Annotated in this window: 23 protein-coding genes; 8 read left to right on the top strand and 15 right to left on the bottom strand. The window is 67.6% G+C overall.

The annotated features are described in order from the left end of the window. Positions 1-12: 12 nt before the first annotated feature. The 3 genes from RM1_RS10395 to RM1_RS10385 all read right to left on the bottom strand — a co-directional run bounded on the left by RM1_RS10395 (position 13) and on the right by RM1_RS10385 (position 3,544). Positions 13-1,233, bottom strand: coding sequence for a glycoside hydrolase family 1 protein (locus tag RM1_RS10395; protein WP_072751211.1), 1,221 nt, complete (start codon positions 1,231-1,233; stop codon positions 13-15). Positions 1,234-1,297: 64 nt separating this feature from the next. Continuing rightward, positions 1,298-2,602, bottom strand: coding sequence for an MFS transporter (locus tag RM1_RS10390; RefSeq protein ID WP_072751210.1), 1,305 nt, complete (start codon positions 2,600-2,602; stop codon positions 1,298-1,300). Positions 2,603-2,662: 60 nt separating this feature from the next. Further along, positions 2,663-3,544, bottom strand: a complete 882-nt coding sequence (locus tag RM1_RS10385) for an SDR family NAD(P)-dependent oxidoreductase (RefSeq protein ID WP_072751209.1) — start codon at positions 3,542-3,544, stop codon at positions 2,663-2,665. Between the two features lie 205 nt (positions 3,545-3,749). Here RM1_RS10385 and RM1_RS10380 point away from each other — a divergent pair, with 205 nt between their 5' ends. Beyond that, the gene (locus RM1_RS10380) at positions 3,750-4,364 is read left to right on the top strand and encodes a TetR/AcrR family transcriptional regulator (RefSeq protein WP_072751208.1); all 615 of its coding nucleotides are present in this window, start codon (positions 3,750-3,752) and stop codon (positions 4,362-4,364) included. 16 nt (positions 4,365-4,380) lie between these two features. On the opposite strand, the gene ppgK is transcribed toward RM1_RS10380, so the two are convergent. The 4 genes from ppgK to RM1_RS10360 all read right to left on the bottom strand — a co-directional run bounded on the left by ppgK (position 4,381) and on the right by RM1_RS10360 (position 9,626). Beyond that, a complete protein-coding gene (gene ppgK, locus RM1_RS10375) occupies positions 4,381-5,193 on the bottom strand; it encodes a polyphosphate--glucose phosphotransferase (protein ID WP_072751207.1) in 813 nt (270 codons plus the stop codon). Between the two features lie 169 nt (positions 5,194-5,362). Continuing rightward, on the bottom strand, positions 5,363-6,700 hold the full coding sequence (locus tag RM1_RS10370; protein WP_245816198.1) for a family 1 glycosylhydrolase: 1,338 nt from the start codon (positions 6,698-6,700) through the stop codon (positions 5,363-5,365). A 200-nt stretch (positions 6,701-6,900) separates the two neighbouring features. Then, positions 6,901-8,214 (bottom strand): class I SAM-dependent methyltransferase, encoded by a 1,314-nt coding sequence (locus tag RM1_RS10365; protein WP_072751205.1) that lies wholly within the window; start codon positions 8,212-8,214, stop codon positions 6,901-6,903. After that, positions 8,211-9,626, bottom strand: a complete 1,416-nt coding sequence (locus RM1_RS10360; protein WP_072751255.1) for an FAD-binding oxidoreductase — start codon at positions 9,624-9,626, stop codon at positions 8,211-8,213. Before RM1_RS10360 ends, RM1_RS10365 begins: the two co-directional genes overlap by 4 nt. Before the next feature lie 255 nt (positions 9,627-9,881). Between RM1_RS10360 and RM1_RS10355 the strand changes: the two genes are divergently transcribed. Continuing rightward, a complete protein-coding gene (locus RM1_RS10355; protein ID WP_072751204.1) occupies positions 9,882-10,316 on the top strand; it encodes an SRPBCC family protein in 435 nt (144 codons plus the stop codon). A gap of 35 nt (positions 10,317-10,351) precedes the next feature. On the opposite strand, the gene RM1_RS10350 is transcribed toward RM1_RS10355, so the two are convergent. After that, positions 10,352-11,071, bottom strand: coding sequence for an Rv3717 family N-acetylmuramoyl-L-alanine amidase (locus RM1_RS10350; protein ID WP_218019692.1), 720 nt, complete (start codon positions 11,069-11,071; stop codon positions 10,352-10,354). A gap of 165 nt (positions 11,072-11,236) precedes the next feature. On the opposite strand from RM1_RS10350, the gene RM1_RS10345 reads away from it, so the two are divergent. The 4 genes from RM1_RS10345 (at position 11,237) to RM1_RS10330 (ending at position 14,506) form a co-directional block, all read left to right on the top strand. Beyond that, positions 11,237-11,536 (top strand): YbaB/EbfC family nucleoid-associated protein, encoded by a 300-nt coding sequence (locus RM1_RS10345; protein ID WP_245221069.1) that lies wholly within the window; start codon positions 11,237-11,239, stop codon positions 11,534-11,536. 8 nt (positions 11,537-11,544) lie between these two features. Next, the gene (recR, locus tag RM1_RS10340; RefSeq protein ID WP_027501651.1) at positions 11,545-12,153 is read left to right on the top strand and encodes a recombination mediator RecR; all 609 of its coding nucleotides are present in this window, start codon (positions 11,545-11,547) and stop codon (positions 12,151-12,153) included. A gap of 66 nt (positions 12,154-12,219) precedes the next feature. Beyond that, a complete protein-coding gene (locus RM1_RS10335; protein ID WP_245816196.1) occupies positions 12,220-13,650 on the top strand; it encodes a lipase family protein in 1,431 nt (476 codons plus the stop codon). A 79-nt stretch (positions 13,651-13,729) separates the two neighbouring features. Beyond that, positions 13,730-14,506, top strand: a complete 777-nt coding sequence (locus tag RM1_RS10330; RefSeq protein ID WP_072751200.1) for a VOC family protein — start codon at positions 13,730-13,732, stop codon at positions 14,504-14,506. 23 nt (positions 14,507-14,529) lie between these two features. Here the strand turns inward: RM1_RS10330 and RM1_RS10325 are convergent, their stop codons facing one another. Then, the gene (locus RM1_RS10325; protein WP_072751199.1) at positions 14,530-15,156 is read right to left on the bottom strand and encodes a maleylpyruvate isomerase family mycothiol-dependent enzyme; all 627 of its coding nucleotides are present in this window, start codon (positions 15,154-15,156) and stop codon (positions 14,530-14,532) included. 395 nt (positions 15,157-15,551) lie between these two features. Then, positions 15,552-17,003, bottom strand: coding sequence for an aldehyde dehydrogenase (locus tag RM1_RS10320; protein ID WP_072751254.1), 1,452 nt, complete (start codon positions 17,001-17,003; stop codon positions 15,552-15,554). A gap of 184 nt (positions 17,004-17,187) precedes the next feature. Between RM1_RS10320 and RM1_RS10315 the strand changes: the two genes are divergently transcribed. Continuing rightward, entirely contained in the window at positions 17,188-17,388 is a 201-nt protein-coding gene (locus tag RM1_RS10315) for a hypothetical protein (RefSeq protein ID WP_072751198.1), read from the top strand. Between the two features lie 55 nt (positions 17,389-17,443). Here RM1_RS10315 and hcaB read toward each other — a convergent pair whose 3' ends face one another. Genes hcaB through RM1_RS10295 form a run of 4 tightly spaced genes read right to left on the bottom strand, consistent with a single transcriptional unit; the run spans position 17,444 to position 20,547 of the window. After that, positions 17,444-18,265 carry a 3-(cis-5,6-dihydroxycyclohexa-1,3-dien-1-yl)propanoate dehydrogenase gene (gene hcaB / locus RM1_RS10310; protein ID WP_072751197.1) on the bottom strand — a complete coding sequence of 274 codons (822 nt, stop codon included), beginning with the start codon at positions 18,263-18,265 and terminating at the stop codon, positions 17,444-17,446. Positions 18,266-18,320: 55 nt separating this feature from the next. Further along, the gene (locus tag RM1_RS10305) at positions 18,321-18,518 is read right to left on the bottom strand and encodes a dihydrodiol dehydrogenase (RefSeq protein ID WP_072751253.1); all 198 of its coding nucleotides are present in this window, start codon (positions 18,516-18,518) and stop codon (positions 18,321-18,323) included. Between the two features lie 5 nt (positions 18,519-18,523). Beyond that, positions 18,524-19,045, bottom strand: a complete 522-nt coding sequence (locus RM1_RS10300; protein ID WP_072751196.1) for an aromatic-ring-hydroxylating dioxygenase subunit beta — start codon at positions 19,043-19,045, stop codon at positions 18,524-18,526. Next, a complete protein-coding gene (locus tag RM1_RS10295) occupies positions 19,042-20,547 on the bottom strand; it encodes an aromatic ring-hydroxylating oxygenase subunit alpha (protein WP_245816194.1) in 1,506 nt (501 codons plus the stop codon). Before RM1_RS10295 ends, RM1_RS10300 begins: the two co-directional genes overlap by 4 nt. A gap of 87 nt (positions 20,548-20,634) precedes the next feature. On the opposite strand from RM1_RS10295, the gene RM1_RS10290 reads away from it, so the two are divergent. Continuing rightward, on the top strand, positions 20,635-22,953 hold the full coding sequence (locus RM1_RS10290) for an ATP-binding protein (protein WP_072751195.1): 2,319 nt from the start codon (positions 20,635-20,637) through the stop codon (positions 22,951-22,953). Between the two features lie 104 nt (positions 22,954-23,057). Here RM1_RS10290 and RM1_RS10285 read toward each other — a convergent pair whose 3' ends face one another. Next, positions 23,058-23,870, bottom strand: coding sequence for a carbon-nitrogen hydrolase family protein (locus tag RM1_RS10285; RefSeq protein ID WP_092667716.1), 813 nt, complete (start codon positions 23,868-23,870; stop codon positions 23,058-23,060). Between the last annotated feature and the right edge of the window lie 2 nt (positions 23,871-23,872).

The following is a 23,872-nucleotide window of genomic DNA, read 5'->3' as shown; positions in this document are numbered from 1 at the left end:
GTGATCAGTAAGTTAGCTTGTCGAGACCTTGATGGTCTGCACGGCGGTGAGCCCCGATAGCCCGTTGTTCCTCGCCACTTGTCCGAGCCAGGCGAGACTCGGCTTCGGCGTGCGGGCAAAGGTCGCGCGGTCGACGCCGATCAGGCCGAAGGTCGGTGCCCAACGCCCCCATTCGAAATTGTCGAGGGCGCTCCAGTGCAGGTAGCCGCGGATGTCGATGCCATCGGTGACCGCGTCCTCCAGATGGGTGAGCGCCTCGGTGGTGTAGGCGATTCGCCGGGTGTCGTCGGAGGTGGCAATTCCGTTCTCCGTCACCAGTAGCGGCACGTGGTCGGTGATGTCCCAGGCCCGGCGGAGCGCGATCCCCAGAGCGTCGGGGCGATACGCCCAGCCCATGAGGGTGTTGTCGGGGTGCTCCGGATGAGGGATCGGACCGTCTGCCCCCACGCGTTGACTGGTGTAGGACTGGACCCCGAGGAAGTCGTCGCCTCGCGCACCCGCCAGGTACCGGTCCTCCCAGACCTCGTTCGTCCGCGCGAGAACGTCTTCGTTGCCCGCCGTCTCCTCGAAGGCCTGCTGCCCAACAGTCCAGCCGACGTTGGCCGTGGTGGTGGTCCGGAGAATCTCGACTGCCTCGCGGTGCGCCCGCACCAGGACGTCGCCGATCTCATTGTCGGGTTCCAGCCTGGCGTTCGCCGGCCGGGAGGACGCCGCGCGCGAGTCGAGCGTCATGTCCAAGTATCGAACGCCGAGCGCAACGATATTGGGCTCGTTGATGGTGCAGACCCAGTTGACGCCGCCCAGAACTGACGAGGCGCGATCGACGTAGCGCGAGAAACTCTCGACCGCGGCGGGATGTCGCCAGCCGCCCCGGTTGCTGAACCAGCGCGGCGAGGTGAAGTGGTGCAGTGTCACTACCGGCTCGAGCCCGACTTTCCTTGCCGTCTCGATCATTCGACGGTAATGGTCGAGCTGAGCGCGGGAGAACTGGCCCTCCTCGGGTTCGATCCGCGACCATTCGATGCCGAAGCGGTAGGCGTTGAGGCCGGCGTCGGCGAGCAATGCCATGTCCTCGGGGTAGCGGTGGTAGCTGTCGACCGCGTCGCCGCTCCGCTCGGGGAAGTACGGCCTGGACCGGTTCTCGTACCCCCACCAGTCGGCAGCGTTGTTGTTTCCTTCGGTTTGGTGCGCGGAACTCGCTGCGCCCCACAAAAAGTCGTCTCTGAGATTCATCGATGTCCATTTCTCGAAAGTGGATCGGTTCGGGAGAACCGACCGGGGCCGGTCGTCGTCTGGGTCACCGAACGCCTCGAACGCGGTAGATCGTGAACACGCCCGCAAGGCAGGTGAGCGCGCCGAGGACATACCAGGTCCCGTAGCCGCCCAGTGCCGTCGCGTTGCCGAGGCTGATGACGACCGGCGCGACGGCGGGGCCGACGGATTGCGGCAGGGTGCCGGCGAGGGCGATCAGGCCCAGGTCCTTGGCATTGTCGTCAGGGTTCGGCAGCACCTGCACCGCGAGTGCCTGGTCCACGGACATGAAAGCGCCGAGCCCGAGTCCGATGACGCCCTGCGCCACAACGACAATTCCCAGCGTTGGGGCGAAGGCCAGCAGCAGCAATCCCAGCACCATGATCAGCCCCGCGGCGGCCACGAAGGGGCGCCGCTTCCCGATTCGGTCGGACAGGGCGCCCCCGAGAGGCGCCGACATGGAAAGGCACACGACGGATACCACGTTGACCAGGAGGATCGCCTTCGCGACGTCGGTCTCGCCGAGTTGGAACCGTTGCCCGAGGAAGAACGGGAAGAACGTTCCGATTCCGGCGTAGCCGAACATCACCAGGAAGCGGGAGGCCATCACCCACGAGAAGTTCGGGTGCCTGCGGGGGTTGAATGCGATGGAGCCCAAGAACTCCCGGACACCGTGGCGCGGAGGCGTGTCCTCGAGCTGTGGATCCTCGAGTATCACCAACAGCGGAATGACCAGCACGACGGCGACGAGTCCGGGGACGAGGAACCTGAGCAGATCGCCGGTCAGCACGGTGACAAGAGCGCTTCCGGCGAGAATGCTCAGTGGTGTGGTGACCCCGGTGATCCCGGAGACCACTCCGAGTCGGCGCGCGGGAACCTGATCGGGAATCGTCGCCTGGGCCGCGACGAGTGCCGCGCCGAAGCCGGCCTGCGCTACGCACCATGCGATCAGGACCTGCGGCATGGTGTGTGCGAGGCCCACGCACCCGAGGGCGCCCGCCCCGACGACGGCGCCCCCGAGAATCCACGGTCTCCGCCTTCCGAACGAGGACCGCGTGCGATCGGACAGACGGCCCACGACCGGCTGGGCGATCATCCCGACGATCGCGCCGGTTCCGGCCACCACGCCGAGCGCGTGCGTCGCACTCTCGATCGAGCCCGAGATGTGTTGCAGCTTGAACGCAAGTGCGAACATCACGGGGGTCATCAGGGCGAGGTAGACACCGAAGTAGGACAGGGCGAGACCGGCCAAGAATCCGCTCGGCTCGCGGAGTTCCGGACCGCGCGATGGTGTGTCGGCTCCTGGGCCGCCCTCGTCGACGGCGACGGGGAGCGTGTGGGGTTCTGACATGGGAGTCCTTGGGATGTGATCGGAGGCGGTCGGGAGTCGGGGCTGCCGCCGGGTGTCGAGCTACCGGTCGACCCGGAGCGCCTGTTCCTCGTCGAGGTCGCCCGTGAACCCATCCGTCGAGCCGACGAGGGCGCCGTCGGCCATTCGCCACAGGTCCTTGACCTGCTCCCGGAACTGGGCATGGCTGTGTTCGGGCAGGGCGAAGACGATCGGGGCGTCACGCATGATGCCCTCGACCGCGAGCCACGCGACGTCGGCGGGCTCGATCGCCATCGGGATGACATCGGTGCCGAACGGCTCCGCGGCGCGGCGACCGAACTCGGTGGGCCGGTTGCGCTGCGAGTCGAGAATGCGGGTCGCGGCCTGACCGGGGCAGAGCGCGGTGACGCCGATGTCGTCGGCGGCGAGCTCGGACCGCAGCCCGAGCGTCAACCCGAGGATGGCGTGCTTGGCCGCGGTGTAGAGGGCCGTGAACGCGGGGTCGGGTAGGAAGGCATGAGTCGACGACGTGTTCATCACGTGCCGCCATCCGCTCTGGCGACGCATCCTCGGCAGGAACGCATACAGGCAATTGAGCATGCCCTCGACGTTGACGGAGGACAGCCAGCGCCAGTCGTCCATCGATGAATCCGTGAGGTTTCCGAGCAGCAGCACTCCCGCGTTGTTGCAGAGCAGTTCGACGGAACCGAACTCGTCGTAGCTGGCCTGCGCGAGATTCTCGACCGACTCGGGATCGGCTACATCGACCTGAACACCGAGCGCACGCACACCGAGTGCGCGCACGCTCTCGGCGACCCGCTCGGCGCCGTCGCCATCGACGTCGGCGACGACGACCGACATGCCGCGTGAACCGAGCTCCGTAGCCAGTGCGGCTCCGATCCCGCTTGCCGCTCCGGTGACCAGCGCGGTTCGGCCCGCCAGCCTGTCATCAAATCTGGACATCAGGGTCCTTTCCCGGTCTTGCAGACCACTTGAAAACTAGCCAACCGACCAGGAGGTCAGTCAGTTGTGGAGGTAGCCTACCGATTGGTCAGTCGGCACGTCCCGGATTCGCGGAACTTGCGTCGAGGCGCGTCGGCGACGGGACGTAGGCTGACCGGCTGGACCGGTTGTGCGCGGTCAACCGACGGTGAGGAGATCGGACACGATGGCGACAACACGCGACGCCGAACAGTCAGGAGTTGCCCGGCGCGCCGACATTGTCAGCTCGGCCATAACCCTGTTCGCGGCCAACGGATACCGCGGGACCTCGCTCGCCGCGGTCGCGCGAGAATCAGGGATTACGAAGTCTGGTCTGCTGCATCACTTTCCGAGCAAGGAAGTTCTGCTGACCGCAGTACTCGCGGACCTGGACCGCCAAACGCTTGACTCGGTCGAGATCGACCGAGACTACGAGGGCGCGGCCCTCTTGCGTGCGCTGGACATCGTCGACGAGATCGTGGCCCGAAATCAGCAGAACCGAGAACTGACCCGGCTGGCGCACGTCGGCATGTTCAACTCCGACGACACCCCCGAGCTCGCACGAGAATGGGCGCGGGGACGGATCGAGGCCTTCCGTGCAAACCTGGCCGGTCTCATCGAAGAGGGCGTCGGGGCCGGCGAGGTACGTGCCGATGTCGACCCCGCTGCCATGGCCTCCGTGATCATCGGGGCCATCTCCGGCCTCGAGGAGCAGTGGCTGCAGGACGAGTCGTTCGACATGGTCGGCGCGATGCGAACTCTGACCACCGTGCTGCGCCGCGACCTGCCGCTCATGCGCTGACCGCCAACGCGTCCATTCACCTCGCGACGCGGTCAGTCGCCGAGCCCCGGCGTAGGTAGACCGCCCTCGGATCGAGAGGGCCTTCCCCTCGATGGTGTTCGATCGCCAGCGCGGCGCCGATGACGCCCGCAGCGTTGCCCAACTCGGCTGCGGCAACTGCGATCCGGTTCGTCAGCAAGGGAATCCATCGAGAGCCATGCTGGCTGATCTCGCCGCCGACGACGAACAGCCGAGGGGACAGCAGATCCTCGATTGCCGTCAACACTCGACTGACTTCCCGTGCCCAGCCCTCGAAGGACATGGCCCGGGCCGACTTGGCGGAGGCCGAGGCGCGATGTTCGGCGGTGACCCCGTCAACGACGAGATGCCCGAATTCGGTGTTGGGCAACAGCACTCCGTCATGGAGAATTGCAGAACCGATGCCGGTTCCGAAGGTGAGCGCAATGACGACACCTGCTGTGCCGCGCGCAGCGCCAAACCTGTATTCGGCTGTTCCGGCCGCATCGGCGTCATTGGTCACGGCCACGTCGCGGCCCCCGAGAGCGTCGGCGAACAGATCCGTCGCATCAGTACCGATCCACGACCGATCGATGTTCGCGGCAGTCTGGACGAGGCCCCCGGCGACGGCGGCCGGGAGTGCGACCCCGACTGGACCGTCGCACCTGTAGTGCTCCGCGAGATCGGAGATAGCCGTCGCCACCGCGGCAGGCGTGGACGGCCGAGGGGTGGGAACCGTGATCCGCTCCCCGACGAGTCGACCCGCTTCGATGTCCACCAGGCCGGCCTTGATCCCGGTGCCACCGACATCGATTCCCAGTCGTGTGCTCATGTCGATCTCGATTCCTTCCGTGTGAGAACGACGGTCTGTCGCTTGCTCTCGGGCGTGTGGAGTGGTTGTGCAGCCTGATCGGCCGGGCCGACGATGCGCGCCCGCCGCGAATGGTTCGGTGCCCCTAGCTCGACGGCGAGGGGCACCGCGTCTGGAATCGGGCGCCGCGTCAGTTCGCCGGGCTCAGGCAGCTGTCGAGGCCGTCGACCAGTGAGCACGCGGTCGGTGGCCTGCTCGGCTGGTAGTCGGTCGGGACTCCACCCTGTGCGATGAGCGACCGGTAGGCCGCGACCGCCTCCGTCGGCTTCCGCTCGAGCGTCGGATCGTTCTTCACGTCGACGGTGTAGAGACCGAAACGGGGTGTGTAGCTTCCCCATTCGTAGTTGTCGGTGGTGGCCCAGTAGTTGTATCCGACGACATTGATGCCGTCGTCCTTTGCGCGCTGCAGCCAGTAGGCGGCGTCGCGGAGGTGGTCGGCGCGGGCGAAACCGTCCGGGCGGGGCTTGCCGTCCTCGGTGGGCATGCCGTTCTCGACGATGTACAGGGGCTTGCCCGGGAAGCGCTTCGCGTAGTGACGCAGCGCGTAGTAGAGGCCGTCGGGTGCCGCACTGGCCTTCCAGGGCTCCGAGAAGACGTTGGCGTAGCTCAGGTCGGTGGGGGACATCGAGTAGTAGTAGTCCAGGCCGATGAAGTCGAGCTTGTGGGCGACGCGGTCGAGGAAGGTGGTGTCGATCGCGGCCTCGACCGCCTGGAAGTAGGCCACGTTCGAGGACACCTGCGCTCCGGGCTGCACCCGGTGGATGTAGTCGTAGATCCCGTTGTGGACGGCCACCCACCGGTCGAGGGCGGCCGGGGTGTTCACCGGATCGAGGCCACCGTGGCTGATCTCCTGGAACAGGTATGCCGACGGCTCGTTGATGGTGATCCAGGACGGGTCGTACTTCGCGTACCGGTCGACGACCTTGCGTGCGTTGGCCAGCCAGTCGGTGACCATGCCCGCGTTGTTCCATCCGCCACGGTCGAACTCCCACCCGGGGTACACCCAGTGGTCGAGGGTGATCATCGGTTGCATACCCGCGGCCCGGATGCTCGCGACCACGTCGTCGTAGAACGCCCAGGCGGTCTCGTCGTAGCGGCCCTGCTGGGGCTCGAGTCGCGCCCACTCGACGCCCATCCGGTACACCCTGGCCCCGAGGGCCTTGGCGTACTGGATGTCCTCTTTGTAGCGGTGACGGAAGTCGGCCGACGTGCCGACCGGGTCCTTGGTATTACCGGCCGATTCGTAGCGGATCCAGTTGCTGTCAGGCGAATAGCCCTCCGACTGGAACCCCGACGAGGACACCCCCCACAGGAAGTCGGCGGGCAGGCTGGCGACCGGCTCTATGGACCCGGTGCTGCCGGCGCCGCCCGTGCTGCCGGAGCTGCCCGGTGCGGCCGCCGCGGGCCCGCCCGCCAGCAAGGCGAGCCCCGTCAGTGCCGCCAGTAGGGCGCTCGTTCGTCGACGCATCAGTTCTCCTCGCATCCGTGCGCCGTCGGCGCGGTGGTGATGCGGGACACACTAGCTGACCGAGTGATTGGTAGGTCAGCATTGGGTCAGATGCACGTTGGGCAGCGCTTCTTCGAGCAGTGGCGGTCAGCCGACCGCGGCCACCCTCCTCAGGTGGCCGCGATCAGGGCGAGAGCGAGCGGGGGAGTGTCCCCGGGCGATCAGCCCTTCCACCACGGGCGCAGCGGCACCTCCGCCTGGCCCTTCGGGCCGAGCTTGACGGCCAGCACCTGGTGCAGCTGCACCACATTGCGTTCGAACCCGAGCCGTGAACCGGCCATGTAGAGCCCCCACACCCGCGCGGTGCCCTCGCCGACCTCCGCGACGCAGGCGTCCCAGTTGTCCACCAGGTTCTGGCACCAGGCCTTGAGGGTCAGCGCGTAGTGCTCGCGCAGGTTCTCCTCGTGCCGGACCTCGAGGCCGATGTTCTGGATCTCGGTGATGATCCGGCCCGATCCGGTCAGCTCGCCGTCCGGGAACACGTAGCGGTCGATGAACCCGCCCGCGCGGGCCTGGTGCCGGTTGTCCGGGCGAGTGATGCAGTGGTTGAGCAGCCGCCCGCCGTCCCGCAGCTTGGACTGGATGAAACCGAAGTAGGCGGGGTAGTTGTGCACCCCGATGTGCTCGGTCAGCCCGATCGAGGAGACCGCGTCGAAGCCGGTCTCGGCGATGTCCCGGTAGTCGGAGTGCCGGACCTCGGCGAGATCCGACAGGCCCTCGTCGGCAATGGCCTTCTGCGCCCACGCGGCCTGCTCGGCGGACAGCGTCACCCCGATCACCTTGACGCCGCGCCGGGCCGCGAAGCGGACCATCGAGCCCCAGCCGCATCCGATGTCGAGCAGTCGGTCGCCCGCCTTGAGTCCGAGCTTCTCGAACACCAGCCGGTACTTGTTCTCCTGCGCGTCCTCGAGGCTCTGCTTCGGGGACTTGTACGCCGCGCAGGTGTAGGTCATCGACGGACCGAGCACGTGCTCGTAGAAGGTGTTCGACACGTCGTAGTGGTGGTGGATGACCTCGGCATCGCGGGTCTTGGAGTGGCGCAAGCCTTCCGCGAGCCTGCGCCAGCGGGGGAGGGCCTCCTGCGGCGGAGGGGCGATGGGCCGCAGCAGGTCCCAGCCGAGCGAGCGGGTGATGCTCGCGATCGTCAGTGCCGACGGCCGCCGGAAGTGCAGGTCGTCGCCCATCACCCGGAGGACCTCGTACGGGTCTCCCGGGTGGACCCCGGTGGCGTCGAGATCGCCCGCGACGTAGGCGCGTGCCATGCCGAGATCGCCAGGCGCGGTCGCCAGGTAGGTGGTGCCCCGCGGGGACTTGAGCGTCAGGCCGTACTCGGCGTCCTCCGGACCCGCGGCGCTGCCGTCGTAGGCGGTGAAGCGGACCGGGATCTCACCGTCCGCCACGGTCTCGAGGATCTCGGCGATCGAGAGCTTGTGGTGGTTGCGAGTCTGGGTACTGGCGTCTTTGAACGTGGTCACTTGCGTTGCACCGCCTTCGAATACAGGTCCAATAGTCGCGAATCGGGGTCGTACTTCTGCTTCAGGATCGAGTAGTTGTCGCCGCCGTAGAGGCGGGCGAAGTCGTCAGCGTCGTAGTAGGAGTCCGAGTACAGGGACTTGTGGCCGTCGAACCGTGCGACGGTGTCCTCGATCAGCCGGTTCGCCTCGCCGTCGCGGTCGCCGGGCGTGATCGGCACCGACGACCAGAAGCCGACGTTGACATAGGTCCGCTTCGGCTCGAGTGGATACAGCGGCCACGGTCGCACGGCGGACGCGCCCGCGGGCCCGGGCTCGCGCAACCGCAGCGGGCACAGCCACAGCGGCTCGATGGGGATCTCGCGCAGGAACCAGGCCACGAAGTCCGCGGTGTGCTCGATCGGGACCTCGACGTCCTGCACGACCCGCTCGCGCGGAGGGTTGCCCTTGCGGCGTTCGAGCCGGTCGCCGATGTCGTACTTCTGGTCGAGGGCGATCAGCTTCCAATAGAAACTGCTGCGCCGGTAGCGCTTCGGCCACAGTCGCCTGATCCGCGGATTCTGCGCACCGAACGCCCGCGAGCACCAGAACCAGTCGGTGTCCCAGCGCCACAGGTAGTCCGCGATCGTGAGCCGATCCGTGGAACGCTGCTGCAGCGACCGGTAGTAGATCTGCTGGCCCGTGTAGTCGCTGACCGGACCGCCCTCGTCGGTCTGGGTGCCGAGCGTCAGGTAGGACTCGGTCGCCGAGAACACCACACCGTCGAGGTAGTCCACCGCGACGCCCTCGTGGCTGCGATCGGTGCCGATGCGGTCCATCGCCCGTTGCAGTTCGGTGAGGTCGTCGAAGCGAAGGTGCCGCAGCGCGACAAACGGTTTCACCGGCTCCAGCTCGATGCGGAGCCGGGTGGAGTAGCCGAGGGTGCCGTACGAATTGGGGAAACCCCAGAAAAGGTCCGAGTGCTCGCCGTCGGGGGTGGCGGTGATGATCTCCCCGCCGCCGGTCAGCACGTCGATCTCGAGCACCGATTCGTGCGGCAGCCCGTTCCGGAACGAGGTCGACTCGATGCCGAGGCCGGTGACTGCGCCACCGAGGGTGATGGTCTTGAGCTGGGGGACCACCAGCGGTGCCAGGCCGTACGGCAGGGTCGCGGCGACCAGGTCCTCGTAGGTACACATGCCCGCGACATCGGCGGTGCGGGCGGCGGGATCGACCGAGATCACCCCGCCGAGCCCGGACACGTCCAGTCCGGGCGCATTCGTCTTTGCCCGCGCCCGGAACAGGTTTGAGGTCTTCTTCGCCAGGCGCACCGTCGCCGACGGCGGGATCGCGTGATAGCTGGCGAGCAGACGCTCGACACCGGCACGATGGGCCGCCGCGCCGGTGTGACCCGGCGTGGATGTTCGTCGACCCAGTCGTTGCAACGCACTCTGAGAGGCAGCCACCCCCCGACGCTATCGCCTGGGTGCGACACCGGCCACCCAAGTGGAAGGCGGTCCGGCGAAACGTCACGCAAATGTTGCGAACCGGTCGCGGTTCGGGGTTCGCGGCGCCGCTGTGATCCGAGGCACACGCGGTCGAGCGGACTGGCCCGGCTGTTCGCGGAGCGGGCACGATGGCGGGGTCGGCCACCGTCAGGGTCCGGCCAGCAGATGCTAAGGAGATCCACAGTGGGACAGGTCAGCGCCAGCAGTTCGGTCGAGGTCGCGGCGGCTCCGGAGCGGGCGCTCGCCGCGCTCACCGACTACGAGACGGTGCGCCCCCGCATCCTCACCGAGCAGTACCTGGACTACCGGATCCTCGAGGGCGGCCAGGGTGCGGGCACGATCGCGCAGTGGACGCTGAAGGCGACCGAGAAGCGTTCGCGTGACATCAAGGCCACCGTGACCGTCGACGGCAACACGGTGACCGAGAAGGACGCCAACTCCACCCTCGTCACCACCTGGACCGTCGCCCCCTCCGGCGCCGGGTCCACGGTCACCACGACCACCGAGTGGAAGGGCGCTGGCGGCATCGGCGGCTTCTTCGAGCGCACCTTCGCGCCTGCCGGGCTGCGGAGGATCCAGGCGGCCGTGCTGGCGAACCTGGCCCGCGAACTGGCCTGACACCGACCGCCGCGGCCGCTGGCCGATGTGTTCGGTCAGCGGCCGTCGAGATAGCGGACGATGCCGAAAACCACGGCCTGCGCGTACCGGGCCCTGCCCTCCGCGCTGGTCACGGCGCGGGCCTCGTCCGCGTTGCGCATGTTGCCCAGCTCCACCAGGATCGACGGCCGCTCGGACAGGTTGAGCCCGCTCAGGTCCCCGCGCGGCAGCAGTCCGCCCGCCCCGACATAGGTGGACGGGGTGAGACCGGACGTCTCGAGGGCGTCGCGCATGGACTTGGCGAAGGCGACCGAGGCGCCTGCCTGGACCGCGTTCAGCGGCGGCGCCGAGAAGCAGACATGGAATCCGTGCTGGTCCGGTGCGGCGCCGTCGGCGTGGATCGCGACCACCACGTCGGCGCCCGACGCGTTGGCGTCGGCGGCCCGCCGGTCGACGCACGGGGCGACCGACGTGTCGTCGGCGCGGCTCAGCAACACCCGGGCGCCGAGATTCTCGAGCTCGGTGCGCATCTGGGCGACGACCTCCCAGTTGAGGGAGTGCTCGGGGAAGCCGCCGTCGGTGCTCGTGCCGGTGGTCTGACATTCCTTGGTGCCGCCTCGCCCGGTCGGGACCGGCGCGCTCATGCCCGCGTCGTTGGCTCCGTTGTGGCCGGGATCGAGGAACACCGTCTTGCCCTGGAGGGTGGCCGATCGCACCAACTCGCCTGCGGTGGTGGTGGGGGCCGCGGTCACGCCTGCGGCGGTCTCGGTCGGGATGGTGCAGGCCGACAGCGCCAGCGCCGAGGCAGCGACGGCCGTGAGCAGGACGCTCCGGTACCCGGCCGACTTCGCACGCACGGACCCACGCTATCCGGATGGGGCTACGCTGACGGGGCAACACGCAGAAAGGACATCGACGTGCAGCCCGGTGGACAACCCGATATGCAGCAGCTCCTCGCGCAGGCCCAGCAGATGCAGCAGCAGCTGATGGCCGCGCAGGCAGAGATCGCCGAGGCGGAGGTCACCGGCCAGGCCGGCGGTGGACTCGTGACGGCAACGGTCAAGGGGACCGGCGAGGTCGTCGCGCTGACGATCGACCCGAAGGTGGTCGATCCCGAGGACGTCGAGACCCTGCAGGACCTGGTGATCGGCGCGATCGCGGACGCGTCGGGCAAGGCGCAGGAGATCGCGGCGGGCAAGCTCGGCCCCCTCGCGGGCGGCCTGCCCGGGCTCCCCTTCTAGAGGCCCCGGTGTACGAGGGTCCGGTACAGGACCTGATCGACGAGCTCGGCAAACTGCCGGGTATCGGGCCCAAGAGCGCGCAGCGCATCGCCTTCCACCTGCTCAGCGTCGAGCCACCGGACATCGACCGGCTGCAGAACGCGCTGCAGCGGGTCCGCGACGGGGTGCAGTTCTGCGTCGTGTGCGGGACGGTGTCCGACAAGGAGAAGTGCCGGATCTGTGCGGACGCCCGCCGCGACCGCACCGTCATCTGTGTCGTCGAGGAGCCCAAGGACGTCCAGGCGGTGGAGCGGACGCGGGAGTTCCGCGGCCGCTATCACGTGCTCGGCGGCGCGCTCGACCCGCTCAGCGGTGTCGGTCCGGACCAGCTCCGTATTCGGGAGTTGCTGGCGCGCATCGGCAATCAGGAAGACGGCGTCGACGTCTCGGAGGTGATCATCGCGACCGATCCGAACACCGAGGGCGAGGCCACCGCGACGTATCTGGTCCGGATGCTGCGCGACTTCCCCGGCCTGACGGTTTCCCGGCTCGCCTCGGGTCTGCCGATGGGTGGAGACCTGGAGTTCGCCGACGAGCTCACCCTCGGGCGGGCGCTCTCGGGGCGCCGAACCCTCTGACGCGACCGGCGGATCGAGCCACTCCGGCTACGCCGTTGCGGCGGATTCCGGTGTTAGCGTGGGTGTATGCCGGTCCTGCGGGCAGGGGCGCGAACGACAACGGGAGCTCTCGCGAGGCGCACCCGACTCGGGGTCGTCGTGTGCTCCATGGCGATCGCGCTCGCGGTGTCCCCTGCACGTGGGACTGCCTCCGCGCAGACGGCCGTCCCGTCGCCTCCCGGCACCGGCCTGCCTGCCATCGTCGACTCGATCGTGCCGCCACCGGCGCTCGGCCCCCCGCCGCGTGAGGTGCCGTCGATAGCGGCCGCACCGGGGGAGCCCGCCGGAATCCAGGCGCTGCGGATCGCGGTCATGCCCTCGGACGTCGGTGACCCTTTCTTCGACCGGTGGCCGGACTCGCTGGGGGACAGCGCGAACGGTGACGTGTTGGAGATGCGGGACGTGACGGCGGCGGCTGCGCCCCTCGTCGGCGCGCCGGTGCGGGAGGTCCGCCAGCTCAAGGTCCGGACAACCGACGCCGTGGGCGTGCCCTCCTACGCGACCGCGACGCTGATCATCCCCACCAGGCCGTGGACCGGGGCGGGCGGTCGGCCGGTCCTGGTCAACAACCTGCCCATCGATGCGCTCGGGCGGGCCTGCACGCCCGGCTACACGCTGGCGCACGGCCTGAACCTGTCCACCAATGTCGCCGACTTCGTCCCGCCGACCACCGCGTTGGCGGCCCTGCACGGCTACGCGGTCCTGATCCCGGACCACGAGGGGCCGCGGATGGCCTACGCCGAGCCGTATGTGGCGGGGCACGCGGTCCTGGACACCATCCGCGGACTGCGCCGCGCGCTGCCCGACGAATTCGGCGCGAGCAAGTTCGCGATGACGGGCTACTCGGGCGGGGCGATCGCCACCAACGGCGCGGTCAAGCTGATCGACTCCTACGCCCCCGACCTGGCAGGCGACATCGTCGGCGCCGCGCTGGGCGGGGTTCCCGCGAACTTCGAGATGCTCACCAGGAGCATGAACGGCAATCTCGCGACCGGGTTGTTCCACGGCGCGACGCTGGGTATCGCGAGGGAACGCACCGAGATCCTCGCCCTCGCCAACAACCTGGCGCAGCAGCTGGCCACCTCCCCGCTCAAGGACCAGTGCGTCGTCACGCTCGGCGCGGCGGGCGTGACGTTCCTGCCGATCGAGGTGATGGCCGACATCGACAATCCGCTGGCCTCGCCGCAGGCGCGCGAGCTCTATCGCGTCATGAAGATGGCCGGCATGGCGTCGGGCACCCCGCTGTACATCTACAACGGCGCGCAGGAGTTCTGGATCCCGGCTGAGGGGGCACGGGAGCTCTTCCTGGAGCAGTGCGGGCTCGGCGTTCCAGCGGTGTACCGGGAGGTCTTCGGCGAGCATCTGATCGCCGCGGTCACCGGCTATTTGGGGGCGCTGCACTGGCTCGACGATCGGTTGCGCGGAATTCCCGCGCCGGACGAGTGCCCGCCCGCGTGACCGCGCGGATGTCGGTGCGGGAGAGTAGGTTCGGCACCGCACACCGTCAGCAGCCACACCTCGGCCATAGGAGACAGCAGTGCCTGAACCCAAGACCATAGTCGGCGCACCGTGTTGGGTGGACCTGACCAGTTCGGATCCGCAGCGCGTCATCCCCTTCTACTCCGGGCTCTTCGGGTGGGCGGCCGACACCAATGAGGACCCGCAGTACGGCGGCTACTCGATCTTCAGCAAGGACGGCAAGCCGATCGCCGGGCTCGGCCCGCAGCAGGAGGGCAATCCGTACGGCAACATCTGGACCGTCTACCTCGCGTCGGAGGATGCGGCGGCGACCGCGGACAAGGCCGCGGCCGCGGGCGGACAGGTGATGATGCCCGCAATGGTGGTCGGCGACCAGGGCACGATGGCGATCATCGGTGACCCGGCCGGCGCCGTTGTCGGTGTCTGGCAGGCGGATCAGCACCGCGGATTCGGTCTGGTGGACGAGGCGGGCGCCCCGGTCTGGTTCGAGACGTTGTCTCGCGACTACGCGGCGGCGTTGCCGTTCTACGAGAGCGTGTTCGGGTGGAGTTACGACCCGATCGGCGACAGCGACGAGTTCAGGTACTCCCAGGCCAAGATCGGCGACGAGATGGTGGCGGGCGCGATGGACGCATCCGGCTTCCTGCCCGAGGGTGTCCCGTCGTTCTGGCAGTTCTACGTCGGCGTGCAGGACACGGATCTGGCGCTCGAGAAGGTGGTCGAACTCGGGGGCTCGGTCGTCCGCCCCGCGGAGGACACGCCGTTCGGCCGGTTGGCGGCGGTGGCCGATCCGCTCGGCGCGAACTTCCAGATCGCCTCGATTCAGCAGCAGTAGCGGCGTCGGGACGGAGCGCCTGGTCAGATCCGCTCGGTCAGCGTGGCCAGGCCGTCGCCGGACAGATCAGCCAGTCCGGCGGGCCGTCCCGTCATTGCGAGGACGAGGGGGAGCATCGGGCCCGTCACTTCCGGCCCGGACCCCGTCGACCAGTCGGCGTCGGTGGCGCGGAGGGTGAGCCCGGCGATGCGGGTCTTGGTGCCGATCAGCAGGTTCGAGCCCTTGAAGAAGTCCGCGACGCGCACGAGGGCGTCCGGCGGGTACTCGTGTGTGATGCCGAGGGGGCGCCGGATGTCCTCGGCGTGCACGATCGTCTCGCCCAGCCAGGTGTCGACCGGGCCGGGCGGAGCGGTGGACCTGTTCGCGGCGGACCGGAACTGTGCGAGGGCGTCGGCAGGGGTGCCCGCGGTCTCCCGCGCGATCTCTTTCGCGAACATCGGTTCGAAGCGGAATCCGGTCCCCGCCATCTTGCGGAGGAACCGAGCGGGCGTCATCTTCGCGGTCGCGGTCATGTGACCGAGCGTTTCCCACACCGACCACTGCCCGCACAGCGACGGAGCCGACCATTGCTCGTCGGTGAGCGAGGCTAGGTCGTCTGCGAGGGCCGACCGCTCGGCGTGAATCGTGGGCCATGGGCTGGGTAGTGCCATGGTGCCTCCCGGAGCAGTTGCCGACGGACCGCACGGTGGGTGCGACCCTGCCGCCATCGGTACCTCTGACGATCGTCCTCGGCGCCCGTTTCCGCAATCGCGTCCGGTCCCGGCGTCGCGAAATTCACCCCTGATTCGCAGGTCAGAACTATTGCCGAGGGTGCCGCGCCGGGCGTACTCTCAGGGGTGCGGATCAAGAAGAAAGGCCGGTAACGGTCAATAACTTGAGAAGCAGAGATCCGGCCGAGGATGCGATTAATCGCTACATCCCCGGCCGAACCCCTGTCTGGGGCACGTTCGTTTTCTGGCTTCTGGCGAGCGCGGCCAGGACTTCCACACCGGTCAGCAGGCCGCCGATCGGGCGTCTCGTCGTTCAGTAGTCTCCGAGGGAGGGGTCACGCGAGCGCGGCGTCCACGTAGAGCGTCTGCGACTCGGTGTACTCATCGAGGCTCTCCGGCCCGAACTCACGACCGATCCCGCTGGCCTTGAACCCGCCGAAAGGGCTCCCGAAGTCGAGGGTGAAGGTGTTGATGCCGAACATGCCGGTCCGCATGCGATCGGCGACCGCCATCCCTGCCGCGCGGTCGTTCGTCCACACCGAGCCACCCAGACCGTACGGGGAGTCCTGTGCGATCCGCACGGCGTCGTCGATGTCCTCGTACTCGATGACACACACCACGGGGCCGAAGATCTCCTCCTGCGCGATCCGCATTCCGTTGTGCACATCCGCGAAGAGCGTAGGGCGCACGTACCACCCGTGCGTCAATCCCTCCGGCATGCCCGGGCCGCCGACGACGGTGGTCGCGCCCTCGTCGGCGCCGAGCTCGATGTATTCGGCCACCCGCTGCTGCTGGGTGCGGGTCACCATCGGCCCGACGTCGACGGTGGGGTCGGACGGGTCGCCGACGTGCAGCGACTCGACCATGTCCGCTAGGGCATTGATGTGGGCGCTCTTGCGTGCGCGCGGCACGAGAATCCGGGTCTGGCTCACGCACCCCTGCCCGCTGTTGGCGAACGAGGCGAACTCCATCGCGGACGCGGTGGCCACCGGATCGGCGTCGTCGAGGATGATCGCCGCGGACTTGCCGCCCAGTTCGACGGTGCAGCGTCGCATGTCACGTCCGCACACGGAGGCGATCTGTCGGCCGGCTGGCGTCGAGCCGGTGAAGGCGATCTTGTCCACCATTGGGTGCGCCACCAGATGTTCCGATGCGGCCTTGTCCGCGGGCACCACGTTGACCACTCCCGCCGGTAGGCCCGCCTGCTCGACGAGCTCGGCCAGCAGCATTGCGTCCAGTGGGCACTCCGGAGCGGGCTTGACCACCACTGTGCAGCCTGCAGCAAGTGCCGGCGCCAGCTTGGCCATGATCAGCATCTGCGGAAAGTTGAACGGAGCGATCGCGCCGACGACGCCGACCGGAAGTCTGCGCACGATGGCGGGACCGCTCTCGGCGGTGGGACGGGGTTGTTCCCATTCATATTCTTCGGCAACGGAGATGGTCGAGCGCAGGCAGTACAGGCCGCCGGTGGCCTGTCGGGCCCGGGACAGGGTGATCGGCGCACCCATCTCGGCGCTGATGATCTGGGCGAAGTCTTCGAGTCGCGCCTCGTACAGATCGGCCAGCCGGGTCAGGAAGTCGAGGCGCTCAGAAACGGTCATACGCGGCCAGGGGCCTGTGTCGAACGCGCGGCGGGCCGCACCGACGGCCGCGTCGATGTCGGCGGGCGTGCCGTTCGGAACCGATGCGATCACCTGCTCGTCGTGTGGCGAGACGATCGAGATCGTGTCGCCTCCGGTCGACGAAACCCAATGGCCGTCGATGAAGATCGTGTTGTAGCTGTGCATGTTCACCTCTCAGATCGGTGGAATCGGAACCCGTCGGACGCCCGGGTCGGGAGAGCTGTTTCGTACGGCTGAACGGTGTCGTAGACGATGCCGCCTGAATTCCATAGCGTGAGCGCATGTCACGGACATTCAAGTCAGGATTCTTGAGTGCCGTTGTGCCACAGTCGGTTAGAAGGAGAGTGCGATGCTGAACTCGCGGTTGTCGCCGATGGGTCCCGTGCAGAGGTGGGCGACCGAGGCGCTCGAGCATTTCGTCGCCGAGGTCGATCGGGGCATGGTGATCCGCCCCGCCGTCGGCGGGCGCTTCCCGACCCTCTGCGATGTCCATGCCGAGCTGGCTCGCCGTCGGGCCGGCGGCACAAGGTCCACCCCGCAAAGGCCCTAGTGGTGTGTCTCAGATGAACCCGAGACACACCACCAGGTGGCGAAGGCGCCCCCGGCTACGAGGTCAGCTCGCCGCCGAGCGGAACCAGCCCGCGGCTCTGCAGCCCACCGTCGGAGTGGATGACACAGCCGGTCACCGACTGCGTCCGCTCCTTGGAGGCCAGGTAGACGTATGCCCACGCATGGTCGGCGGGTTCGGAGGCCACCTGCAGCGGATTGGTCTGGCGGATCAGGCCGGCCAGGTCGGGCATGTCGACCAGGCGTTGATCGCCGGAGCCCATCGCCTCCATGCCGCGCAGCTGCGTGACCGTCCCGCCCGGCGCTACAGCGTTCACCCGGATGTGTGGAGCGAGTTCGAATGAGAGCTGGGAAAGCAGGCCACGAACAGCGAACTTCGATCCGGTGTAGAGCGGTCCGCCGCCGCCGGGCAGGAAGCCGGCATTGGAGATGGTCAGCACCACGTTGCCATGTGTCTTGGACAGTTCCGGCAGGGCGGCCTTCACCGCAAGCAACGAGCCTTTGACGTTGATGTCGAACATCTCGGCGAAGGCGGCGTCGATCCGGTCGTCCTCGAGGCTCTCGAGCGACACGAAATAGTCGAAGATGCCGGCCACGGTCACCAACACGTCGAGCCTGCCGAACCGCTCGACGGTGTCGGCGACGGCCCGCTTGTGGTCGTCGAGGCTGCGGACGTCGCCCTGGGTCGCGGACACGTTCGCGCCGGGCAGCGCGCGCAGTTCCGCGATGGCCTCCTCAGATCGGTCGAGCACGCCGACCTGCGCACCCTCCTCGACGAAGCGTTCCACCACGGCGCGGCCGATCCCGGTACCACCACCGGTGATCAGCACGACCTTCCCGCTCAGCCAACCTTCATTCATGTCTGTTTCCTTTCCACAACGGTTGCGCCCACTTTCGGGGCAGAACAGGCAGGCGTCACAACGTCGCCGGGCCGATTGATCCCTCCAGCATCCGGGTGAAGACTTCGGTGGTCTGCCAGGTCAGGGCCTCCAGTTCCACCGGATCGAGCCGGATGGTCGAACCCCGCCGGGGCGAGGAGATCTCTAGCCGCTCGCCGTTTCCGGTCGAGATCACCCGCACGATCACGTCGGCGAACTCGTTGCTGAGCCGCATCGAGGTCACAGGAACACCCCGAGGTTCGCGGTCGCCAGCGTGGTGTGCGCCAGGTGTACGGTCCGGGCCGCCAGCTTCCAGCCGTCGGAGGTGTCGTGCAGGACGTCCAGTCGCTCGCCGACAATCAAATCCGATTCAATGCCGTCGCCCTGTGCCCGAAAGCACATGAAATTGCTGCGCACGTCGTACTTGCCGGCGTCGTCGATCGGATCGACGCGGACGTTGGTCACCAACCGCTGGGTACGAGAGGGCGGATCCTCGGCATAGGCATGCTCGGTGTGGAGCCGGGAAACCCGCATCTTCATCGATGCGTAGGTGTCCTTCATGTGAAATCCGACCGGCGAGAATTCCAGGTGTCGCGCCTCCGGTCCTCGCGTGACACGAATCGGCATCACGTACACGAGTTCCTCGGACAGGAGACCGAGCCAGCGGTCGAACTCTCGGTGATCGAGGTACTCGGCCTCGCGGAACAGGAACTGGGTGCATTCTCCGGTGATGTCCCGCGAGGTGTCGGTGGTGACGATCATTCTCCGTTCTCCGTTCGCTCGGGTCGGTCGGGTGTGGATACCTCGCGCAGCCACCGGCGGTAGAAGGCCCGTTGCGGGGCTTCGCCGAGGGCGGAGGTGGTGGCACGGCCGGGGAATCGCCACTCGGGGTCTTCGGCGTAGTCGCTCATGCCGTCGAGGCCGAGCTGAAAATTGAAGCGCATTCCGCTCTTTCGCGCGAAGACCGACTTGCCCGCCACTGGTGCGCCGCCCCAGACCACGGTGTCGTCCTGTTCGAGGATGCCGGCAGGGCCGTGCATGCTCAACGCGGCGACATAGGCCTCCTCGTTGAAACCCTCCGGCGCGCTGTTCCATCCCAGCGTCCAGTTCCAGTTCACGATGGTGTCTGGACCGGAGGGCTGCCACTGGCGCAGGTAGGTGAACACCGTCGGCGGGGCGCCCGGATGCGGGGATGCAGGAACACGCACCAGCCCGAGATTGGGGAAGATGAGAAAGGTTGTTGCCGAATGATTTTCGACGAACAGCTGCTGATCTGAGGTCAGTCGATCGGGCTGGAACGTGTCGGCCACCTCGGGTGGGAAGCCGGACCGATGCCACGGCGGTGGCAGGAAGCCGTCGTTGATGATCATGCCGTGGCCCTCGTCGAAGTACACGTGTCGGGACGACGCCTGCGGCCCGGCCCCGCCGGCCTCGATACCGGGAAACATGCCGACTTCCTCTGCCGAACGATGCAGGGAGGGAACGTGGTAGGCGTCGGCCATGAAGTTCTCGGCACCGGACTTCCAGTTCGCCGGAACCCTCCAGCGTTGGGGTTCGCCGATCGCGCTCATGCCTTGATCGTTGAGGCCGAGCAGCGCGTCCAGATACCACCGCATCTCGCCGAGGTACTCGTCGAGTGTCGGGGCGCCGGGATCCAACGACGCGAAGATCAGGCCGTGGACCGAATCCACATGAGGCGCGGAGGCGAGGCCCCAGAGTTCGGCATCGAGCTTCTTGTAGGCCTTTTTGCGGTACGGCGCGCCGCTCCACTCGCCAGTGTTCTTGAACACCCACGAGTGGTACGGGCAGCGGAAATGTGAACTGTTTCCCTTCTCCACCCGGCAGACCGGGCTGCCGCGGTGCGTGCACTTGTTGAACAAGACCCGCACCTGACCGTCTTCGTCGCGCACGACGATGAACTGATCCTGTCCGATGTACCGCAGCACGTAGTCGCCCGGCATCGGGATCTCGGATTCGTGCGCGACGAAACACCAGCAGCGGGCAAAAATTCGGTCCAGTTCGTGGGCGTAGAGTTCGGAATCGTTGAATATTCGGGGTGAAACAATTCCCTGTTTCAACTCCTCGTCGATTGTTCGGAAGAACTCCTCGGTTTGCTGCGAGGTCTGGATTCGCCGACCGGAGTTTGTTGTGGTCTGTTGATCGATCACGTGACAGCTCCTCGTGGTGTGCGGTGCGAGTTCTCGGTAAACTACGAGCCGCATACTGTGGTGCCAACGGAGCTGGTCCGACTGCCGGAACGTCATCGGACGCCGCCATTTCTGGGCCTCGTGTGGCGACAGTGACTATCGTTGAATGCTGAAGTACCCCCAATTGACGCCCGAGGTGATGTGATGGCCGATGCCCCGCCGCTCCCCGCCGCGCAGGGCCTGCCGGCGGACATGACGAGCCTGGTCGGACGCAGCACGGAATCAGTGGAGATTCGCCGTCTGGTGGGCCTCTCGCGGCTGGTGACGCTGACCGGGATCGGTGGCGTGGGCAAGACCCGGCTCGCGGTCCACGTGGCCCGTAAGGCCCGACGCGGGTTCTCTGACGGTGCGGTGCTGGTCGAATTGGCCGAGGTCGCCGATCCCGCCCTGGTTGCGTTGACGGTGGCGCAGGTGGTGGGCGCTCCCACCCACCAGGCGGACGTGGTGGCGACCATGATCGACTATCTGCGTGGGCGTGAGCTGCTACTGGTGCTCGACAACTGCGAGCACCTGCTCGACGAGAGCGCGGTCCTGGTCCGGAACCTGTTGTCCGCCTGCTCAAATCTACGAATCCTGGTCACCAGCCGTGAGCCACTGCGAGTCGCCGGTGAGCATGTGTTCGCGGTGGAGCCGCTCTCGGTCCAGCGCGCGACGAATGATCGGGCGGGCGCCGAGGGTACGCGGCCCGCGGCTGTGACGCTGTTCGCGGAGCGGGCCGCGGCCGCTGCCCCCGGATTCCGGGTCACCCCGGACAACGCGGAGACGGTCGAGGAACTGTGTCGTCGGCTCGACGGGTTGCCACTGGCGATCGAGCTGGCGGCCGGGCGCATGCGCGCGTTGTCGCCGAGCGAGCTTCTCGATCGCCTCGACGACCACTACCGGCTGCTCAGCGTCGGAGACCGCTCCGCGGCGCCGCGGCACCAGTCGTTGTGGGCGATGCTGGATTGGAGTTACGAACTCTGTTCGGATCGGGAACGACTGCTGTGGGATCGGCTGTCGGTGTTCACCGGATCCGTACACCTGCAGGCCGCCGAGTGCGTCTGCAGCGGCGACGATCTACCCAGGGACGCGGTCGTGGACTGCATCGCGGCGCTGGTGGACAAGTCGATTCTCGTCCGGCATGTCACTGATGGAAGGCCGACCTACCGCATGCTCGAAACGGTCCGGGAGTACGGACTGCGGAAGCTGCGCGAGAACCCTGCCGATGCGGCGATCGTCGAGCGTTATCGGGCGTACTACCGGCGTCTGGCGCGGGAGTTCGACGAGAACTGGTTCGGTCCGGGCCAGGAGCAGATGGTCGAACGGATGCGCGGGGAGCACGCCAACCTGCGCGCGGTCCTCGATGCGCTGCTCTCGGATCCCGACGGTGGACGGGCCGCCCTCGGCATGGCCTCGGCACTGTTCTGGTACTGGTTGGGGTGCGGACAGCAGCGAGAGGGCCGCCACTGGCTGGATCGATCGCTGGCGTCGGACAGCGCCCCGAGCCCCGAGCGCGCGGCCGCGCTGTGGTCGAACGGCTATCTCGCGGTGGCGGAGGGTAAAGCCGTTGTCGCCCTGGACTTGTTGCGCAGCAGCGAGGACCTCGCGCGCGAACTGGGCGATACCGTGAACCTCGCACACGCGACGCACCTTCGCGGAGTCGCCGAACACAACCTCGGCAATACGGCGCTTGGCATGGCGCTGATCGAGGAGGGATCGGCAATGGAGGAGGCGGGCGGTCCCAGCATGCTCCACGTACTCGCGCTCGAACATGTGGGCTGGGCCTACTGTCGTCGGCAGGAGCCGGAGCGGGCACTCGAGGTGCTCGAGCGGTGTCGCGATGCGTGCACGGTGCACGGCGAACGCTGGTTGTTGTCCTGGATCCTCACGTTTCTCGGCCTGGCGAACTGGATGCGCGGCGACATCGCCACGGCCGGTGAGCAGCTGCGGGAGGCGTTGGCGATCAAGCGACCCTTTCAGGACGTGCTCGGCATCGCGGTCGTGATGGAACTGCTGTCCTGGGTCGCCGTGGCGGAGGGTGACGCGCTCCGATCGGCGCGGTTGTCGGGGGCGGTTCGACGGGTGTGGGAACCGCTGGGGCACTACCCCAGTGGGTTCGAACTGCGGACCTGGAGCGAACGGACAGTGCAGGAGAGTCGAACGCTATTGGGGGACAGCTTATTTAAATCCGCCATCGCTGATGGGCGACGGCTCGACACGGAGCAGGCGATCGCCTACGCGCTGGGGGAGGCGCCGCCGGTCGAGGAGGAATCCTCGCCCGACGACGCACTCATCGCCAGCCTCACACCCCGGGAAACACAGGTGGCGCGGTTGCTCGCCGAGGGCCTGACGAACAAACAGATCGCTCAGGCATTGGTCGTCGCGCTGCGCACCGTGGAGAGTCACGTCGAGCACATCTTCACCAAGCTCGAGGTGAACTCCCGGACCCAGGTCGCGGCGCTCCTCGCCCGACAGGGTCGATGAGCCGACGGCGGCGGGACGGTCAGCGTCGGCTCGTGGTTGCCGGAATCCGCTCGGCGGCCATCCGCACGGGGGATTTTCGGTCCGACAACGTCGATGTCCGGAACTCAGAACGTCGCGGGCGCACGGTTGGCCAACACACCCGTCCGCTCCCGAGAGCGGATCGCGGTGGCCGCGTCGACATCGGCGATCAGCAAGTCCGGCTCGGCGCCCAGCCGGCCCGCGACGGCGCCGAACGGGTCGGCGACGAGGGACCGGCCAATGCCAGTCGGTGCGTCCGGATTCACCTGGACACTTGTCGTCCTCGGGTCCGCCTGGTCGCATCCGAGTATCCACGCTCCCGAGTCCAACGCCCGGGCGCGGACGAGCACCTCCCACTGCTGTGCCTTGCCTTCCCCTGCACCCCACGAGGTCGGCAGCAGCACCGCGCTCGCCCCGGCCTCGGCGAGGCGCTGGAACAGGGCAGGGAACCTGATGTCGTAGCAGGTCGCGACCCCGATCACGAGGTCGTCGACCGTGACCGTGACGCAGTCAGTGCCGGGCACCACGGTGTCGGATTCGCGATAGCCGAAGGCGTCGTAGAGGTGGATCTTGTGATACCCGAGGTGCTGACCGAGCCCGGTGAGCAGCACAGTGTTGCGCACCCGGTCACCGTCCGGGGTGAACATACCCGCGGCGATCATCACACCGTGGTCGCTGGCGATCTCGCTGACCGCGGATGCCCACGGGCCGTCGATCGGTTCGGCGACCGCGGCGAGTGGGACGCCGAAATGGGCCATCGTGGCCTCCGGGAACACCACGACCCGCGCGCCGGCCTCGGCGGCGCGCTCCACCCAGCTGCGTACGAGCGACAGGTTGTGGTTTGGGTCGGCGGTGGAGGTCAGCTGGCAGAGCCCGATTCGCACGCTTGTGTCCGCCACCG

This window comes from Rhodococcus maanshanensis NBRC 100610 (assembly GCF_001894865.1).
GTDB classification, from domain to species: Bacteria; Actinomycetota; Actinomycetes; order Mycobacteriales; family Mycobacteriaceae; genus Rhodococcus_G; species Rhodococcus_G maanshanensis.
Note: the sequence above shows the minus strand (reverse complement) of the source record. Positions and strands in the feature narration are given on the sequence as shown.

Coding starts and splice junctions, on each gene's coding strand:
- RM1_RS10395 (WP_072751211.1), bottom strand. CDS start 1,233: ATGAATCTCAGAGACGACTTTTTGTGGGGCGCAGCGAGTTCCGCGCAC.
- RM1_RS10390 (WP_072751210.1), bottom strand. CDS start 2,602: ATGTCAGAACCCCACACGCTCCCCGTCGCCGTCGACGAGGGCGGCCCA.
- RM1_RS10385 (WP_072751209.1), bottom strand. CDS start 3,544: ATGTCCAGATTTGATGACAGGCTGGCGGGCCGAACCGCGCTGGTCACC.
- RM1_RS10380 (WP_072751208.1), top strand. CDS start 3,750: ATGGCGACAACACGCGACGCCGAACAGTCAGGAGTTGCCCGGCGCGCC.
- ppgK (WP_072751207.1), bottom strand. CDS start 5,193: ATGAGCACACGACTGGGAATCGATGTCGGTGGCACCGGGATCAAGGCC.
- RM1_RS10370 (WP_245816198.1), bottom strand. CDS start 6,700: ATGCGTCGACGAACGAGCGCCCTACTGGCGGCACTGACGGGGCTCGCC.
- RM1_RS10345 (WP_245221069.1), top strand. CDS start 11,237: ATGCAGCAGCTCCTCGCGCAGGCCCAGCAGATGCAGCAGCAGCTGATG.
- RM1_RS10335 (WP_245816196.1), top strand. CDS start 12,220: ATGCCGGTCCTGCGGGCAGGGGCGCGAACGACAACGGGAGCTCTCGCG.
- RM1_RS10325 (WP_072751199.1), bottom strand. CDS start 15,156: ATGGCACTACCCAGCCCATGGCCCACGATTCACGCCGAGCGGTCGGCC.
- RM1_RS10320 (WP_072751254.1), bottom strand. CDS start 17,003: ATGCACAGCTACAACACGATCTTCATCGACGGCCATTGGGTTTCGTCG.
- RM1_RS10315 (WP_072751198.1), top strand. CDS start 17,188: ATGCTGAACTCGCGGTTGTCGCCGATGGGTCCCGTGCAGAGGTGGGCG.
- hcaB (WP_072751197.1), bottom strand. CDS start 18,265: ATGAATGAAGGTTGGCTGAGCGGGAAGGTCGTGCTGATCACCGGTGGT.
- RM1_RS10305 (WP_072751253.1), bottom strand. CDS start 18,518: ATGCGGCTCAGCAACGAGTTCGCCGACGTGATCGTGCGGGTGATCTCG.
- RM1_RS10300 (WP_072751196.1), bottom strand. CDS start 19,045: ATGATCGTCACCACCGACACCTCGCGGGACATCACCGGAGAATGCACC.
- RM1_RS10295 (WP_245816194.1), bottom strand. CDS start 20,547: ATGACGTTCCGGCAGTCGGACCAGCTCCGTTGGCACCACAGTATGCGG.
- RM1_RS10290 (WP_072751195.1), top strand. CDS start 20,635: ATGGCCGATGCCCCGCCGCTCCCCGCCGCGCAGGGCCTGCCGGCGGAC.